The organism is Puia sp. P3, assembly GCF_050632245.1.
Lineage (GTDB): Bacteria > Bacteroidota > Bacteroidia > Chitinophagales > Chitinophagaceae > Puia.
Genome location: NZ_CP192583.1, coordinates 5,782,005 through 5,795,719 on the forward strand (window position 1 = coordinate 5,782,005; position 13,715 = coordinate 5,795,719).

24 protein-coding genes and 2 pseudogenes are annotated in these 13,715 nt (G+C 51.3%); 6 read left to right on the forward strand and 20 right to left on the reverse strand.

Annotation, left to right across the window (positions count from 1 at the left end):
* Nucleotides 1–81: 81 nt before the first annotated feature.
* The 20 genes and pseudogenes from ACQ86N_RS36470 to ACQ86N_RS36565 form a co-directional block, all read right to left on the reverse strand.
* Nucleotides 82–774, reverse strand: a complete 693-nt coding sequence (locus ACQ86N_RS36470; protein WP_431211336.1) for a DUF1735 domain-containing protein — start codon at nt 772–774, stop codon at nt 82–84.
* Nucleotides 775–1,001: 227 nt separating this feature from the next.
* The gene (locus ACQ86N_RS36475; protein ID WP_431211337.1) at nt 1,002–2,507 is read right to left on the reverse strand and encodes a SusD/RagB family nutrient-binding outer membrane lipoprotein; all 1,506 of its coding nucleotides are present in this window, start codon (nt 2,505–2,507) and stop codon (nt 1,002–1,004) included.
* Between the two features lie 30 nt (nt 2,508–2,537).
* Nucleotides 2,538–2,798: a hypothetical protein gene (locus tag ACQ86N_RS36480; protein WP_431211338.1), complete on the reverse strand. Its 261-nt coding sequence runs from the start codon at nt 2,796–2,798 to the stop codon at nt 2,538–2,540.
* Complete coding sequence (locus ACQ86N_RS36485; protein ID WP_431217732.1) at nt 2,795–4,747, reverse strand: TonB-dependent receptor domain-containing protein; 1,953 nt, start codon at nt 4,745–4,747, stop codon at nt 2,795–2,797. Before ACQ86N_RS36485 ends, ACQ86N_RS36480 begins: the two co-directional genes overlap by 4 nt.
* Nucleotides 4,748–4,776: 29 nt before the next feature.
* Nucleotides 4,777–5,322, reverse strand: coding sequence for a TonB-dependent receptor plug domain-containing protein (locus ACQ86N_RS36490; RefSeq protein ID WP_431211339.1), 546 nt, complete (start codon nt 5,320–5,322; stop codon nt 4,777–4,779).
* The gene (locus ACQ86N_RS36495; RefSeq protein WP_431211340.1) at nt 5,240–5,761 is read right to left on the reverse strand and encodes a carboxypeptidase-like regulatory domain-containing protein; all 522 of its coding nucleotides are present in this window, start codon (nt 5,759–5,761) and stop codon (nt 5,240–5,242) included. Before ACQ86N_RS36495 ends, ACQ86N_RS36490 begins: the two co-directional genes overlap by 83 nt.
* A 531-nt stretch (nt 5,762–6,292) precedes the next feature.
* Nucleotides 6,293–6,448 (reverse strand): hypothetical protein, encoded by a 156-nt coding sequence (locus tag ACQ86N_RS36500; protein ID WP_431211341.1) that lies wholly within the window; start codon nt 6,446–6,448, stop codon nt 6,293–6,295.
* A gap of 205 nt (nt 6,449–6,653) precedes the next feature.
* On the reverse strand, nt 6,654–6,863 hold the full coding sequence (locus ACQ86N_RS36505; RefSeq protein WP_431211342.1) for a hypothetical protein: 210 nt from the start codon (nt 6,861–6,863) through the stop codon (nt 6,654–6,656).
* A 67-nt stretch (nt 6,864–6,930) separates the two neighbouring features.
* Nucleotides 6,931–7,404: a SusD/RagB family nutrient-binding outer membrane lipoprotein gene (locus tag ACQ86N_RS36510; RefSeq protein ID WP_431211343.1), complete on the reverse strand. Its 474-nt coding sequence runs from the start codon at nt 7,402–7,404 to the stop codon at nt 6,931–6,933.
* 121 nt (nt 7,405–7,525) lie between these two features.
* Nucleotides 7,526–8,133: pseudogene (locus tag ACQ86N_RS36515) on the reverse strand (SusD/RagB family nutrient-binding outer membrane lipoprotein); the annotation flags it as partial.
* Nucleotides 8,034–8,501: a hypothetical protein gene (locus tag ACQ86N_RS36520; RefSeq protein ID WP_431211344.1), complete on the reverse strand. Its 468-nt coding sequence runs from the start codon at nt 8,499–8,501 to the stop codon at nt 8,034–8,036. The pseudogene ACQ86N_RS36515 and the gene ACQ86N_RS36520, both read right to left, overlap by 100 nt.
* Before the next feature lie 29 nt (nt 8,502–8,530).
* Nucleotides 8,531–8,719, reverse strand: coding sequence for a hypothetical protein (locus tag ACQ86N_RS36525; protein WP_431211345.1), 189 nt, complete (start codon nt 8,717–8,719; stop codon nt 8,531–8,533).
* Entirely contained in the window at nt 8,716–8,904 is a 189-nt protein-coding gene (locus tag ACQ86N_RS36530; RefSeq protein ID WP_431211346.1) for a hypothetical protein, read from the reverse strand. The genes ACQ86N_RS36525 and ACQ86N_RS36530 overlap by 4 nt, the downstream gene beginning before the upstream one ends.
* Before the next feature lie 16 nt (nt 8,905–8,920).
* Nucleotides 8,921–9,616, reverse strand: coding sequence for a hypothetical protein (locus ACQ86N_RS36535; RefSeq protein WP_431211347.1), 696 nt, complete (start codon nt 9,614–9,616; stop codon nt 8,921–8,923).
* A complete protein-coding gene (locus ACQ86N_RS36540; RefSeq protein ID WP_431211348.1) occupies nt 9,588–9,764 on the reverse strand; it encodes a hypothetical protein in 177 nt (58 codons plus the stop codon). The genes ACQ86N_RS36535 and ACQ86N_RS36540 overlap by 29 nt, the downstream gene beginning before the upstream one ends.
* Nucleotides 9,765–9,798: 34 nt before the next feature.
* Entirely contained in the window at nt 9,799–10,005 is a 207-nt protein-coding gene (locus ACQ86N_RS36545; RefSeq protein ID WP_431211349.1) for a hypothetical protein, read from the reverse strand.
* Between the two features lie 4 nt (nt 10,006–10,009).
* Nucleotides 10,010–10,288 (reverse strand): hypothetical protein, encoded by a 279-nt coding sequence (locus ACQ86N_RS36550; protein ID WP_431211350.1) that lies wholly within the window; start codon nt 10,286–10,288, stop codon nt 10,010–10,012.
* 271 nt (nt 10,289–10,559) lie between these two features.
* Nucleotides 10,560–10,913, reverse strand: a complete 354-nt coding sequence (locus ACQ86N_RS36555; RefSeq protein ID WP_431211351.1) for a hypothetical protein — start codon at nt 10,911–10,913, stop codon at nt 10,560–10,562.
* Complete coding sequence (locus tag ACQ86N_RS36560) at nt 10,882–11,007, reverse strand: hypothetical protein (RefSeq protein ID WP_431211352.1); 126 nt, start codon at nt 11,005–11,007, stop codon at nt 10,882–10,884. Before ACQ86N_RS36560 ends, ACQ86N_RS36555 begins: the two co-directional genes overlap by 32 nt.
* Before the next feature lie 34 nt (nt 11,008–11,041).
* Nucleotides 11,042–11,689: a TonB-dependent receptor plug domain-containing protein gene (locus ACQ86N_RS36565; RefSeq protein ID WP_431211353.1), complete on the reverse strand. Its 648-nt coding sequence runs from the start codon at nt 11,687–11,689 to the stop codon at nt 11,042–11,044.
* Nucleotides 11,690–12,284: 595 nt separating this feature from the next.
* Here ACQ86N_RS36565 and ACQ86N_RS36570 point away from each other — a divergent pair.
* The 6 genes and pseudogenes from ACQ86N_RS36570 to ACQ86N_RS36595 form a co-directional block, all read left to right on the forward strand.
* Nucleotides 12,285–12,470: pseudogene (locus tag ACQ86N_RS36570) on the forward strand (tetrahydrofolate dehydrogenase/cyclohydrolase catalytic domain-containing protein); the annotation flags it as partial.
* A gap of 24 nt (nt 12,471–12,494) precedes the next feature.
* Nucleotides 12,495–12,629, forward strand: coding sequence for a hypothetical protein (locus tag ACQ86N_RS36575; protein WP_431211354.1), 135 nt, complete (start codon nt 12,495–12,497; stop codon nt 12,627–12,629).
* Nucleotides 12,598–12,918, forward strand: coding sequence for a hypothetical protein (locus tag ACQ86N_RS36580; protein ID WP_431211355.1), 321 nt, complete (start codon nt 12,598–12,600; stop codon nt 12,916–12,918). Before ACQ86N_RS36575 ends, ACQ86N_RS36580 begins: the two co-directional genes overlap by 32 nt.
* Nucleotides 12,919–12,962: 44 nt before the next feature.
* A complete protein-coding gene (locus tag ACQ86N_RS36585) occupies nt 12,963–13,055 on the forward strand; it encodes a hypothetical protein (RefSeq protein ID WP_431217733.1) in 93 nt (30 codons plus the stop codon).
* 116 nt (nt 13,056–13,171) lie between these two features.
* Nucleotides 13,172–13,489, forward strand: a complete 318-nt coding sequence (locus ACQ86N_RS36590) for a radical SAM protein (RefSeq protein WP_431217734.1) — start codon at nt 13,172–13,174, stop codon at nt 13,487–13,489.
* Nucleotides 13,486–13,686, forward strand: a complete 201-nt coding sequence (locus ACQ86N_RS36595) for a hypothetical protein (RefSeq protein WP_431211356.1) — start codon at nt 13,486–13,488, stop codon at nt 13,684–13,686. The genes ACQ86N_RS36590 and ACQ86N_RS36595 overlap by 4 nt, the downstream gene beginning before the upstream one ends.
* Nucleotides 13,687–13,715: the final 29 nt, after the last annotated feature.

The window sequence follows — 13,715 nt, forward strand, 5'->3', positions numbered from 1 at the left end:
GTTTTTCCCGGTACATCCTAAGATTAAGGCTGGTTCACCAGGGATGAACCAGCCTTGTACATATAAATTTTAAACGAACACCTATTTATTAAATTTATCCGTAATGTTTCTTGCCGCTCCGGCCGAGTTATTATAGGTGAAATTGAACTGGAACACCTTATTGACCGGATCAGCGGTAATGATCGTCGGACCACTCGTGATCGTGATACCGTTGTCACTGGCAGACCCGGGACCCGAATCCGGGAACGCAACCGTGAAATTACTCAGCACTCCATTCGTATTCACAAAACTCAGCTGATAATTGACTCCCGTTCCACTCGCAATACTGACCGTGGTCGGAGAGACAGGAGTAAAGGTAGTATGGTCAAATTCATCGTAGTCAGGAGTGCCCGAAGCGGTGGACTGATTATACCGGATCCACTCGCTCGTATAACTCCCCGCCAGCGGATTACCGATGATATGAAAATAGATCGTATTCATATTACCGCTGATCGTCACACCCGTGGCAGCCGTGATAGTGATCGGCAGCATATAGCTTTGAGTCGGATCCAGATTGGCATGATTGAAAACAACCCAGAACGTATCCAGCCTGTGGCCAGATTTGATAGTTCCGGTCGTTACCGAAAAAGTATACGCATTGGTCGGGAAAGACTTGAACTGAACCTTGGCCGGATTCGAAATATACGCCGTCCGCGCGGCGTCATTCACACCAACCGTTACAGGGACATCCTTGGTCGGAGGGTAATCCGAAGCGATATTAACGGTGAAAAACACGGTGTCCAATCCCGCAATACTTCCGTCAAGGGTCGCCCCATCAAAGAATGTAAGCCCCCGCTGGGCGCATCCGTCGTACTGTTCGTGCTGGCCGTCGATATCTCAGCTACATACCCGATATTGGAAAGATCCACATTGGGCCTATCTTTCAGGCAGCCCGACAGAAAAAGCAATAATATAACCGGTATTGATATTGATAATTTTTTCATGATTGTTCTTTTAAGTTTTTAGGGCATCCAAAAAATCTTGGAGGTCATATTGTTGATCGACCCCTGCGCATTCACATTCGCGCTATTGCTGTTATATTCGCTCAGCGGATACAACAGACGATAAGGGATATGTGTAGCTGTCGTACCCGGATAAATGGATACCGGCAGATCGGCTGGGACGCCAAGCCTTCTCCAGTTGTTCCAGGACTCGATCGGATCGATCATATTGTATGCCGCCCACGCCTGCAGAACGATCAGTTGTATCTTGTCCGGAGCAGAAGTAAAGTTGACTCTGGTGTCGGGCTGTGCAGTATAGGTAGCCGCAGCAGTCGAAGGACTACTCACACCCATGATCCGGAACGACTCGCTCACCGCCGACTGATACAAACTGGCCGCGCTGCCCGCCAGATACCCCCGCTGAACCGCCTCAGCCTGCAGGAAAAGACTCTCACAGGCAGGCATGATCCACGCCGACTGCGTAGGAGAAGCAAGAATACCAGGCCCAACAGCAGAGATCACCGTATTGTGCTCGGTCCCGTCCTCGCTGCCCAGCGCACGTCCCTTCACTACCCCATTATTATTGAGCGCATAGAACAGGGAGAGCCGGGGATCATTCGTATTCTTATAGAAATTGACAGAATAGCTGCAGGCCCTGTTAAAGGAATTACCCGTGGTAGGACTGGTGCCATTCGTCGCAAAACCAACATTCTGCCACATCGGGTTCTGCTGGTTGAGCGCGGAATTCGAATAACCGGGGTTTACCGCAGCGTCCACGCCCGCTCCCATAAAATCAGCGGTCGTCAGACCATTGAGCTCGGATGTGATAAAGGCCGGCCCGTCGGAGACCTGGGTCATGTTCAGCAGTATCTTCAGCTTCAACGAATTGGCAAAAGCCAGCCACTTGGTCATATTGCCCCCGAACATAACATCGTATTTGCCGGGATTATCCGCAGTGACCGAATTGGCGCCCTTAATAATGGAAATAGCACTGTCTATCTGGCCCACGATCGCCTTGTAAACCGTTTTGGCATCGTCATACTTGGGATAGTAATTGGCCTTGGCGCCATTCAGAGCATCCGAATAGGGGATATTATTATACAGATCCACCAGCCGCTGGAACTGGAAGGCCTGCATGATCTTCGAAATACCAAGATAATACTCCTCCCCCTTCACACGGGACTGGTCCACGATATTCCTGAAATTCTCCAGCGTGAGATATACGTTGTCCCAGTTGGAGGTGGCAAAACTGGTATTCGTGTTGTAAGTCGCTTCCGTGCCATAACCGCCATAGTCCCCGCTAAACGCCCAGTATCCCATATACCGGTTGGCAAAATCCGGATAGCCCGAATTATAGGATTGATTGGCCACATTGGTCAGCGCCGCAGACAGGGTGAACTGGGAAGATACCGTAAGAGGCAGGTTCGGATTGACGTTATTGATATCGAAAGTTCCTTTCTTACACCCCGCCGCCATCAGGAGCAGCACCGGCAAAGCAACAAGGTAATTATATGATTTCTTCAACATAAATGTCTTTTTTTACGAATTCAAATTGGGTTAGAACTGAATGGCCAGTGTAGCACTAAGGATACGGGTCGGAGGCGTCTGTCCTTCACCAGTACGACCAACAGCATTGCTGGTATCCTCACTATACTCCGGATCGGTCCATACATTGGTCTTCGGCCGGATCATCAGCAGGTTCCTTCCGGACACCGTCAAAGTAGCGTGCTGCACGATACGCGTCGGCGCGATCCATTTCCTCGGGAAATCATAACTGACCGCAACTTCACGCAATTTCCATGCCGCAGCGCTGGTCACGTAGTTGGCATTGACAGAGTTATACAGGCTGGGCCAAAAGTTGAAGTTGGCGTCGCTGGTCGTGATATTCGTGTTGTCGACATACTTCCTCCCTGCATGACCACAGAATTCGGGAAGACAAAACGCTGACGGCCCGTGAGCGCCGTAGTCCATCCGTTCCCGGAGAAATCCATGCTCGAACCGATCTGATTCAGGATCTTATACCCGGTCCGGTAGTCAGCCGTAGCACTGAACGTCCAGTTTTTGTAAATGACCGTTGTCGTAAAGCCAAGAATATGCTTCGGGGTAGCCTGACCCATCACTTTCAGGTTGGGGTCGCGCGAAGGGTTGCCGCTGGTCGCGTCGACAATGACTTTGCCGGTCGCAGAATCACGCACCCAGTCGTAAGCCTCGATCACCGGGAAAGGCTGACCAAGCACGGCGTAAGCATTGGTATTCTGGTTGCCGTTCGTTCCAAGACCCAACGATTTCTGACCGCCGTTGATGGAGATAACCTTGCTCTCGTTGTAGGTATAGTTGACACCCAGGTTCCAGGTCAGATTCGCGGTCTTCAGCAAAGTCGCCTTGATTTCAGCTTCAATACCCCTGTTCCGCGTATTGGCGGCATTGACCAGCGCCTGCGTGAAACCGCTGGAATTCGGGATAGTGGCATAAACGATACCGTCTTTCAATTTCGACTCATAGATCGCGGATACCAGCGAGATCCTGTTCTGCAGGAAACCCATTTCCAGACCGATCTCATTCTCCGTAACCTTCTCAGGCTTGATATTCGGATTAGCGATCGTAGTATTCAACTGGAAGCCACCGAGACCATTGTAAGGAAAGCCCACAGAATTGCCATTGTAACCGGCAGCACCAACAGCGATGCCATTCACGCCAACCAGCGAACCCACCGTCTTGTAGGCTCCATCGGCAATATAGGGAGAACCGCTGGCCAGCGCTGATACGTTGCCCGTCAGCGAGTGCGCGCCGCGCAGCTTGATGAAGTTCACGATCTTACCGTTGGCGATGGAAGGGATCATATCGCTGATCACGACAGAAGCGTCCCCGTCATAGTAAGGAATATACCGGTTGTCTTTGGAAAGACGGGAGTCGATATCCGTACGATAAGAACCGTGCAGGAACGCCCAGTTCCTGTATCCGACCGTAGCCTCGCCAAAATAACCCAGGCGGCGGGCCTCTTCCGTATAGTTGCTCTGCGTGGTCGTGTTGTTCGTACCACCCAAACCGGCAGAACCCGTCAGGTTATTGACGTTGTATACCGGGAAGAACAGCGAACCGGCATTGATATAGGTGTTGTTGATCTGGTTGTCGATATAGGTCGTACCCACCGTCACCTTCAGGTTGAAGTCCTTGTTCAGGCTGTGATCGACGGTGGCCAGGAGGTCCTGGGTGATAAGAAAGTTCGAGAAATTGTACATGTAATACGATGCCTGACCGCCATGCGCTGCATTGTATTTCGTTCCCTGACTGCTGTCCAGGACAACACCTGTTCCGTCATAATTCGAGAAATACAGATGCGTATTGGCCTGCGAATAATTGGAATAGGTCTTGTCCGCATTGGTGTTCTCATACTTCCTGTTCAGATTGGTCAGAGCAAGGCGATAAGAGAAGTTCAGCCAGGAAGTAGGCTTCAGCTGCAGATGCATATTACCCGAGAGAGCATTGTCCCTCGTCTTATAACGAACATTCCCGATCGTCCAGTAAGGATTATCGTAATAGTCGTTAAAATAACCATTGATGTTCGCAAACTTGTTGTTCTTCCAGTCTTTCAGCTGTGACAGCGGAATGAAAGAAGGCGTGTTCAGCAGGTTGTCATACGTAGTCGCCTGGTTCGTAACGTTTGTGTTCTTGTACGTGTACGACAGGGTATAATCGGCGGAAAATATACCGTAAGTACGGCTGCCGGAAACCCGGAATGCATCTCTGCGACCCAGATCACCGGGCATCACACCCTTCGTGTTGACGTCCTGCGCACTCAGATAAAACCGGCTGTTGTCGTCGCCGGCAGCATAGGACAGGTCGTTCTGCGTAGTGATCGCATGGTCAAAAAGTCCTTCTTCTGGTTCGGATTGTTAACGTAAGGCACCAGTTCATAAGTACCGTCCGGCTGGGCGCGCCTGATCGGCACCATCGCGCCGCTGCGGTACTCGGGACCATAAGCCTGGTTCTCATAAGGAACCATCGTCGAAAGGTCGTTGAAATCATTGACCCAAAGCTCGCCGCCATTGGAGCCAAAACGGGTCTGGTACTTGGGAATATACGCCACAGACTCCCTCTGTACCGTCGACGAGAATGTCAACTGGGGTTTCCCGCGTACGCCCTTCTTGGTCGTTACCAGGATAACACCGTTCGAAGCGTCAGAACCATACACCGCCGAAGCGCTGGAACCCTTCAGAACGGTGATATCCGAAATGTCATCCGCATTGATCGTGCTGAGGTCATTGTAATAGATGGCCCCATCCACGATGATCAGCGGCTGGTTGTTGCCGGTCAGCGAACGATTGCCGCGCAGCGTTACCACGCGTGGGCGCAAATACACCGTTGTTGGTAGTGTTGATCTGCAGACCGGAAACCTTCCCAGTCAGACCATTCACTGCGCTGATCGGCTTTGCCTGAGTCAGTTCCTTACCGGAAACCTTAGCCGTAGAATAACCCAGCTCCTTGGCCTGCCGCTGAATACCGAGAGCGGTAACGACGACCTCCGTCATATTCGACTCCTTGCGCGATACCTGCACGTTCACCGGACCCGACCCCGTAACGGATGCTTCCTTGGCGGTCATACCGGCCCCGCTCACGACTAAGATATCTCCCGGCTTTGCTTTGATGGTAAAATTGCCGTCTGCATCTGCACTGGCGGCTGTCTTGGTTCCTTTGATGAGGATGGTTGCGAAGGGAACGGGCTGACCCTGCTGGTCGGTAATTCTACCCGTTGTGGTTTTGGTCTGAGCAAATACTGACATGCATAATAGCAGTATTGCTATCAACGATAGACATTTTCTCATGTGACTCTATTTTGTTTTGGTTTTAAGCAGTCTTAAGTAACTGTCAAAAAAAACGTTAAAGAAACCTAAATTAATAAATTCTCTCATTCCACCTAAAATTTTTTAAAAGATTTAAAAAGTTGACAATGTTAATCCATATATTAAAAAAAATCTTTTTAAACAAAACCTTCATATCAATAGAGTTCAGTTCCACGCTGACCTATATCCGCAGATTCGTTAACCGATGGTTAATTAAATTTAACCGCAATATATTTTCGGCGTAAAAATTTAGTTAATTTAAGGACAAGAGCAACCGAAATTTTCAAATTACAACTATACTGCACATGAGAAAGCTGATTATACTCCTGGTTCTACCCATCGTTCATTGTATCCCAACCAATGCTCAACGATTGAATTACAATGAATCCGAGCTACTTCGGATAACCGCCATGACCAGCCTCCCGGTTGACATCGACAACCTCTATACCGACGTTAAGGGCAACCCTTTCTTCAACGACCAAGTGGCTCCCCGGCGCCGCGATCAACCCCGCCGGCCAGCGACTCTCCGGCGTCCGGCTCAAATTCGACTGGTACCGCAACAAATTCTACGCAAACCATCACGATACCGTCTACGACCTCGGCGGGACTCCCCTTCAACCGCTGCATCCTCTATCCCTCCCCAGCAGATACAACGGTTACCTATACCTTCTACAAGGGCCTGCTCATCAACGGCATAGAACCCGGCAAATTCGTCCAGGTACTGGCCTGACGGCCACCTGACCCTCGCCAAATACAGAACCGTTGTAATAAAGGATATTCACGACGACGGCGTCCTGTCTACCTCAAGAGCCTTCATCGGACAGGACTACTACTACCTGGTCCGCAACAGCATCCAGAGTACGCAGGTCCGACTCAACAAAAAACGCTCGAAAAAGAACTGGCCGACAAATGGACAGAAATTGCCGCCTACGCCAAAGAGAAAGCGATCTCCTTTAACGACGAAGAAGGATGGACAGCCCTCGTCGCCTACTACAATACACTCCAAAGTAAAAGAGACCCTTCGGGTCTCTTTTACATACACGTAAGTTCTATTTTAACGGGCTACCGTCACTTTACCGGACGTCACCATTTTCCGGGTTCACCCCATCTTACTGGGCATCCCACCACATACGGGCCAGCTGTGAATCAGCATCCCCCGCCACCGTATACTGCGTGGCAACAGGTGCGACATTCGCCGAATTGGTGCTGTACTCATTGGGGCCATAGGCGAACCGGCGCGGAATGGCCTTGTTCGCGGTCACTGCCGCGGGACCACCAACCAGCGCGGGAACACCCGTCCTCCTCCAGAGCGTCCAGCCCCGCACGCCATTGGGGTAATGCGTTACCCACTCCTGCTGGCAGATCTTGGTCAGCGGATCACCGGAAGAAAGCGTAATGTCAGTATTAGCCAAATAAGCTGTGTACTGCGCGTTCCCAAAGTTCGCAGCCTCGGCCTGAGACGCCGCATCCGATCCCTTCGGAGTCCACAGATCCCACGCAGCCCGGATACCCTGAGCATACAGAGCAACAGGATCTTCCGCCGTCCATCCACGCTGAGCAGCCTCGGCCCTCGCCAGTAGCATCTCTCCAACTCCCGAGGATAGGGAAGCTGGCCGTAGGGCTCGTTCCCTGACCAGCCATCACCTTGGCATAGTTCGTGTTGGCATTGGCAAAAGCAACGGCCGCGTTCCTCGCCAGCCCGAAGGGGAATCCGACCGAGGTCGTCGCGTAAATATTCGCCTGACCACGGGGATCGCTATGCTGGGTCAGCCAATCCGTCATCGTCTGCGACACCGCATAGTCAAACCGCTTCGTGATATCATAATAGCGATAGATCGGGTTGAAGAAGTTGCCACCAGGATAGTTCATCACCATGTCCTTATCGATCAACCCTCCTGCCAGCGCCTTGGCGAACTCCGCCTTTCCGGTCGTAGGATCGATCTTCGACAGATGCAGCGCCAGCAGGGCATGAATGGAATTGGCAAACTTCTTCCAGCTCGCCGGATCGCCACCCAGGAAAATATCGCCGGACACATTTGCACCGCCGTCGAACTGGGCCACCGCCTCATTCAGCTCCTTGAACAGGTCAGTATAGATATCTTTCTGCTTGGTATACACCACCGGCCGTTGTCCCCCACAAGCGTATTGGAGTAGGGCATGTCTCCCCACAAATCGGTTATAGTCGAAAAGATATACGCCTTAAGGATCCTGGCTACAGCGATCTGGTTGGCATTCGAACCATAAGCCACCACCGACGCCTTCGTCTTCGCATCGGTATTCGCCTTGATGACGGTCTGAAGATCAAACAGCATACCATTCTGTGTATACTGATTGGGCGTCGGCTGTGCAAAACGTTCGCAGCGAAGTAGTCATCCCAGTTCAGACTCTCCTTCGAGAAGATGGAGACGTCCGTATACTGCGTCTCGGAATAGTACTGACAGTACAGCCCGGCGACGTCCGCATTCAGCCCCGGCGTGTTCGCAGGCGCAGCCGGTCCGAAAGCCAGCGCATGCATGTTCGAAAGCACCGACGTGAAAAGAGCGCCCGTCACAGGTACAGTTGCCGCATTGGGATCCGTATTCAGGGTTCCAAAATCATCGACCTTCTTACAGGACAGCGTGGACGAGACCATCAGCACAGCAGTCAGTCCAGCTAGTATATTTATTTTCTTGCGTTTCATTTGTCTTGTTTTAAGTTCCTTTTAGACCATTAAAAGTTAAAGCTGAGGTTAAAGCCGAGCGAACGCGTCGTCGGAAGTTCACCATTCTCACCGTAAACATTGGATATCTGCGAAGGATCGAAGTTCCTCGACCCGCTGTAGATCAGCCAGAGACTCCGGCCCACGACCGAGGCCGTGGCACTCTGCATCCATTTCGTAGTGAATCCCCATTTCTTCACCGGCAGCTGATAACCGAGGCTGACTTCCTCAGCTTTACAAAAGAAAGACTGTGCACAAAAGGATTGGCGATCTTGGCGCCATAGTACTGCTGCAAATACGTCTGCCCGTCCACATACATGTCCACAGGCGTCTTGCTGTCTGCCGAGCTCACCCCTTTTACGTGTACGCCGCCGCCGCTTGCCACGTCGTCACGAATGCTCTTACCCTTGTCGTTGTTGACAGCCGTATAGTCGAGGATCCCGGAATACTGTCCCCAGCTCTCCGTCAGAGAGAAGAAATGGCCCCCGGCCTGGTAGTCGACACTGGCATTCAGGATGAAGCGCTTGTAGGTGAATAGGTTCTGGAAACCGCCGGTGACCTTCGGCACCACACTGCCCTGAGTGGTAATTGGCATCACCCGTCACATACAGGCCGGTAGAGGGATTTACCAGCGGCAGACCGCCGTCACCCGTCTTCTGACCACCACCGATCAGCTGACCCCAGTCCTTACCCAGCTCCTGGTAAGCCGACGCATAGTGCGTTCCAAAGCTGCCGATCCAGCCCGTAGGCTGTATCCGCGTCGTCGTACCGAAGATCTTGGTCACCTTGTTGTTCATCAGATAACCCAGCGTCGCAGTTACATTCCAGTTGAAATTCGTCGTCTTCAGGATATTCCCCGTCAGCGTAAATTCGAATCCTCTTCTTACAACAGTCGCCGCGTTGATCGTCTTTGCACGGTAGCCACTGACTGCATCAACACCGATCTGCACTGGCTGAGATGCCGCACTTTCATTATAATAGTTGATCGTCAGACCATACCTGTTCTGGAAGAACCGCAGGTCGATACCAGCCTCATACGTGGTGATCAAAGCACCCTTCAGAGCACTGTCAGGAACCAGCCCAGGAGCGCTCATCATCAGATTGCCATTCCACTGGTACTGGTTCGAGGCTATAGGGTACCGACGTAGCATAGATATCGAGCGCCAGCGGCTTGCGGCCCCAGGAACCATACAACTTGGCAAAAGACAACCACGAAGGCATCGTCTTGACCAGCTCCGAAGGCACAAAAGAGAAGCCCGCAGCGGGATAGAAAAGGTGGTTATTCCCGGAAGGTAAAAGTAGATATCCAGTCTTCACGTACAGCCCACGTAGCGCTGATAAAACGCTTGTATTCAAAATCACCCGAGGCGAACGCCGACTTAGTCTCCGATCCGAGACGGGCATTCGAAATATTCGGTTGAGACTTGGAGTTCGAGATCGAATACAGATCCGGAATGGTCAGTCCATTCACTGTCTGCATCTGCATATCCTTACGGGTATACTTGTTGACGTTGTTCCCCAGCCAGCACATTCAGATTGAAGTCCTGGGACAAGGCATGATTGTAAGAAGCGATCACCTCATAGTTCAGCTCATTCTGATAGCGCTGACCCGTCAGATAGCTGCCCAGCAGACCGGTCTGATAGCCACTCTTCTCAAGTAGCGACTTCGTGATATTCTCCTTCCAGAAATTGAACTGGTCCTTACGAACCGTACCCTTGATGCTAAAACCATCGAAAAGATTGAATTTCAGATAAGCATCGCCATACAAGCGCTCGCGCCGCAGCTGCTGCGAAAGATTGTCCTGATAAGAGTAGAAATTGTACCAGTAGTTACCGGAATAGAACGCCGCCGGATTCGAAGCATCATACCCATCCGGATTACTCGCCCAGGTTCCACGAAGCCAGCGTACCGGCAGGCGTCATCAAACCCCTGAATTTCTTCATCAGCTTCAAATCCAGGTCGCGGTGGTTCCACTGACCAAAATTACCCGACGTATTGTTGGCATAACCATCGTCGAACTGACCGGAGATCTGCTGCGGTTATAGGTAATGTCCACACTCGGCAGTAATGAACTTGTTCAGATCAACCGTAGCAGACGCGCTCAGAACATCCCTGTCCGATTTGGTATCCGGGATCAGACCATGGATATACTGCTTGGAATACGAAAGACGGGTCGTATAACCCTGCCCCGACTTGGTAAAATTGACGTTCGTATTATTCGTCACACCGGTGTTGAAGAACTGCTTGATATTATTGGGCATGGGCGTCAACTTCTGCGACTTTGCCGGTATACGACGTACCCGGAACCCACGCATACCAGGGCGCATAACTCCGCCATCCATCTCCGGGCCCCAGCTGGAGTCATCCGTATAGGTCAGGGAACCCCACTCCATCCAGCGTCTTCCACTCCACAGGATCACCGGCCTTCCAGTGATAAGTAGTAAGATAATTGTTCGCACCGCCGGCATACCGGTTCTGCGCGTGCATCAGATGAAACACCTTCTCAAAAAGTACACCCTGGTTAGACCTGCACAGAAGACCTGCCACTCGCAGAACCCTTCTTCGTAGTAATAACAATAGCGCCATTGATCGCCTTGCTACCGAACAGAGCCGTAGCATTCGCGCCCTTTAGGACCGTGACCGTCTCGATATTCGACGGATCGATATCGAACGAACCGTCATTGTCACCGTCATTTCCGATGATCGTCCCGTCTACCACATAGATCGGGCTCACATCCCCCGAAAGCAAAAGACCACCCCGGATACGTGCAAAAGACTGACTGTTCAGCTTCGAAGGCGACTGGGTACGGAATTGTACACCGGCAACCTTACCCGCCAGGGCGTCAGCCACATTGGTCTGGGGAATGATATTTACCGCATCTGCCTTGATTACCTGCGCACTGTAGGGAGTCGTACGCTCACTTTTCTTTACCCCGAAAGCCGTGCTTACCACGACTTCAGAAAGAGACTGGTTGGTGCGCTTCAGCCTGAAAGACATGTCGCCGCCGTCCGTGGCCATTTCGGAGCCGGCATAGCCAACCGCATTTACCTGGAGAACGGCACCTGTTGTGACTTTAATGCTGAAATTTCCGTCGGCATCGGCGCTGACGCCCTGCTTCTCCCCTTTGACCCTTACGGAAGCAAAGGGAAATAGGCTGTCCCAGCTCATCCAACACCTTACCTTTTACGGGAATTTTCGTCTGGGCGAATGCTGTCGTGCATAGCACAAACAACACCGCAAGCAGTGATAGAAGTTTTCTCATGTGACTGTTAAGTTTTGTAGTAGAAAGGCGTAATTTATATTAAGTTTTTTTGACAACAAAAAAATTTGTTAACAAACTTTAACAAAAAGGTTAAAATTTCTTAATCTTCGGCTTTAAAAGATGCTTATATTACTATGTATACATTATTAAATATCAGTTAAATACGAAACAATTTACTAAACCCAAGGGACACCCTAAAATAGTAGTGTTTAAACTAATATTTTTTTATCCTTATACCAATGACAAATATCAATAAATCGTAATTAAAAATGGATCGTCTAAAAATCCCCTAAATTCATACAGAATTTCAGATAGTTTTCATATATTATATAAGGCTAACCTATACAAACTTTATTGATTTTTTCTTTCTTCCGAATCCTACCTTTGCGGGATGGAATTACTAGACGGACAGCTCGCCTCCCGGGCGATTAAAGACGCTCTCGCAATACAAGTAGCCCAGCTTAAAACAGAAGGAAAAAGATCCCCCACCTGGCCGCCGTTCTGGTAGGCAACAACGGCGCCAGCGAAACCTACGTCGGCGCAAAAGTCAAAGCCTGCGCAGAGATCGGCTTCAAATCGACCCTTCTCAGACTGGAAGACACCATCAGCGAAAACAGACTACTCAATATAATCGAGGAGCTCAACAACGACCCGGACGTAGATGGCATACTGGTACAGCTGCCCCTGCCCAAACATATCTCCGACGAAAAGGTGATCAATACGATCCACCCCTCCAAGGACGTGGACGGCTTCCACCCCGAAAACGTCGGCAGAATGGTCCAGGGCCTTCCAACCTTTATCCCCGCCACCCCCTATGGGATCATGGCTCCTCCTCGAACACTATAAAATAGATACCCGCGGCAAACACGCAGTAGTCGTCGGCCGCAGCAACATCGTCGGCCGCCCTATGAGCATCCTCCTTAGCGGAAACTCCAACCCCGGCAACTGCACAGTCACCATCTGTCACTCCCATACCCACAACCTTAAAGAAATATGCCTCCAGGGTGATATCATTGTCGCCGCCCTGGGCAAGCCGGAATTCGTCAACGCCTCCATGGTCAAAAAAGGCGCCATCATCATCGACGTCGGCATCACCCGCGTCCCCGACGCCAGCAAAAAAGCGGCTTTGCCCTGAAAGGAGACGTCAACTTCAAAGAAGCAAGCCCCCTGTGTAGCTATATCACCCCCGTACCCGGCGGCGTAGGCCCCATGACCATCGCCGCACTCATGAAAAATACCTTCAGAGCCTGCGCAGAAAGAAATGACAACTGAGACGACATACCACACCACGCCAGCCCCCGCGGCTCCCCCTCTGCCGGTTATGGAATCGTTCCTACACTCTCCAGGGTGAAGGCTTCCACCAGGGAAAGGCCGCATATTTTATCCGGCTGGCCGGCTGTGACGTCGGCTGCTTCTGGTGCGACGTAAAAGACAGCTGGGATGCCGGCAAACACCCCCTTCGTCAGATCGATCAACTCGTAGGCGAAGCCGCCGCACACCCCTGCCGCATTGCTATCATCACCGGCGGCGAACCGCTGATGCACGACTGTACGCCCCTCACTACCCGGCTGCACCGGGCCGGCTTCGCGACACATATCGAAACATCCGGCTCCTCTCCCTCAGCGGCGACTGGGACTGGATTACACTGTCCCCCAAAAAATTCAAAAACCCCCTCCCCGAAATACTCCCTCTGGCGGGCGAATTGAAGATTATCATCTACAACAAAAGCGACCTCGACTGGGCCGAACAATGGGCTCGCCAGGTATCTCCCTCCTGCCGTCTCTACCTCCAGCCCGAATGGAGTAAATCAGCCACCGTCACACCACTTATAATAGAATATATAAAGGAGAACCCCCAGTGGAGATTCTCCCTTCAGTTGCACAAATATATCCACGTACCCTAGTACCTCTGTGCAATACCATCACGGCCGTC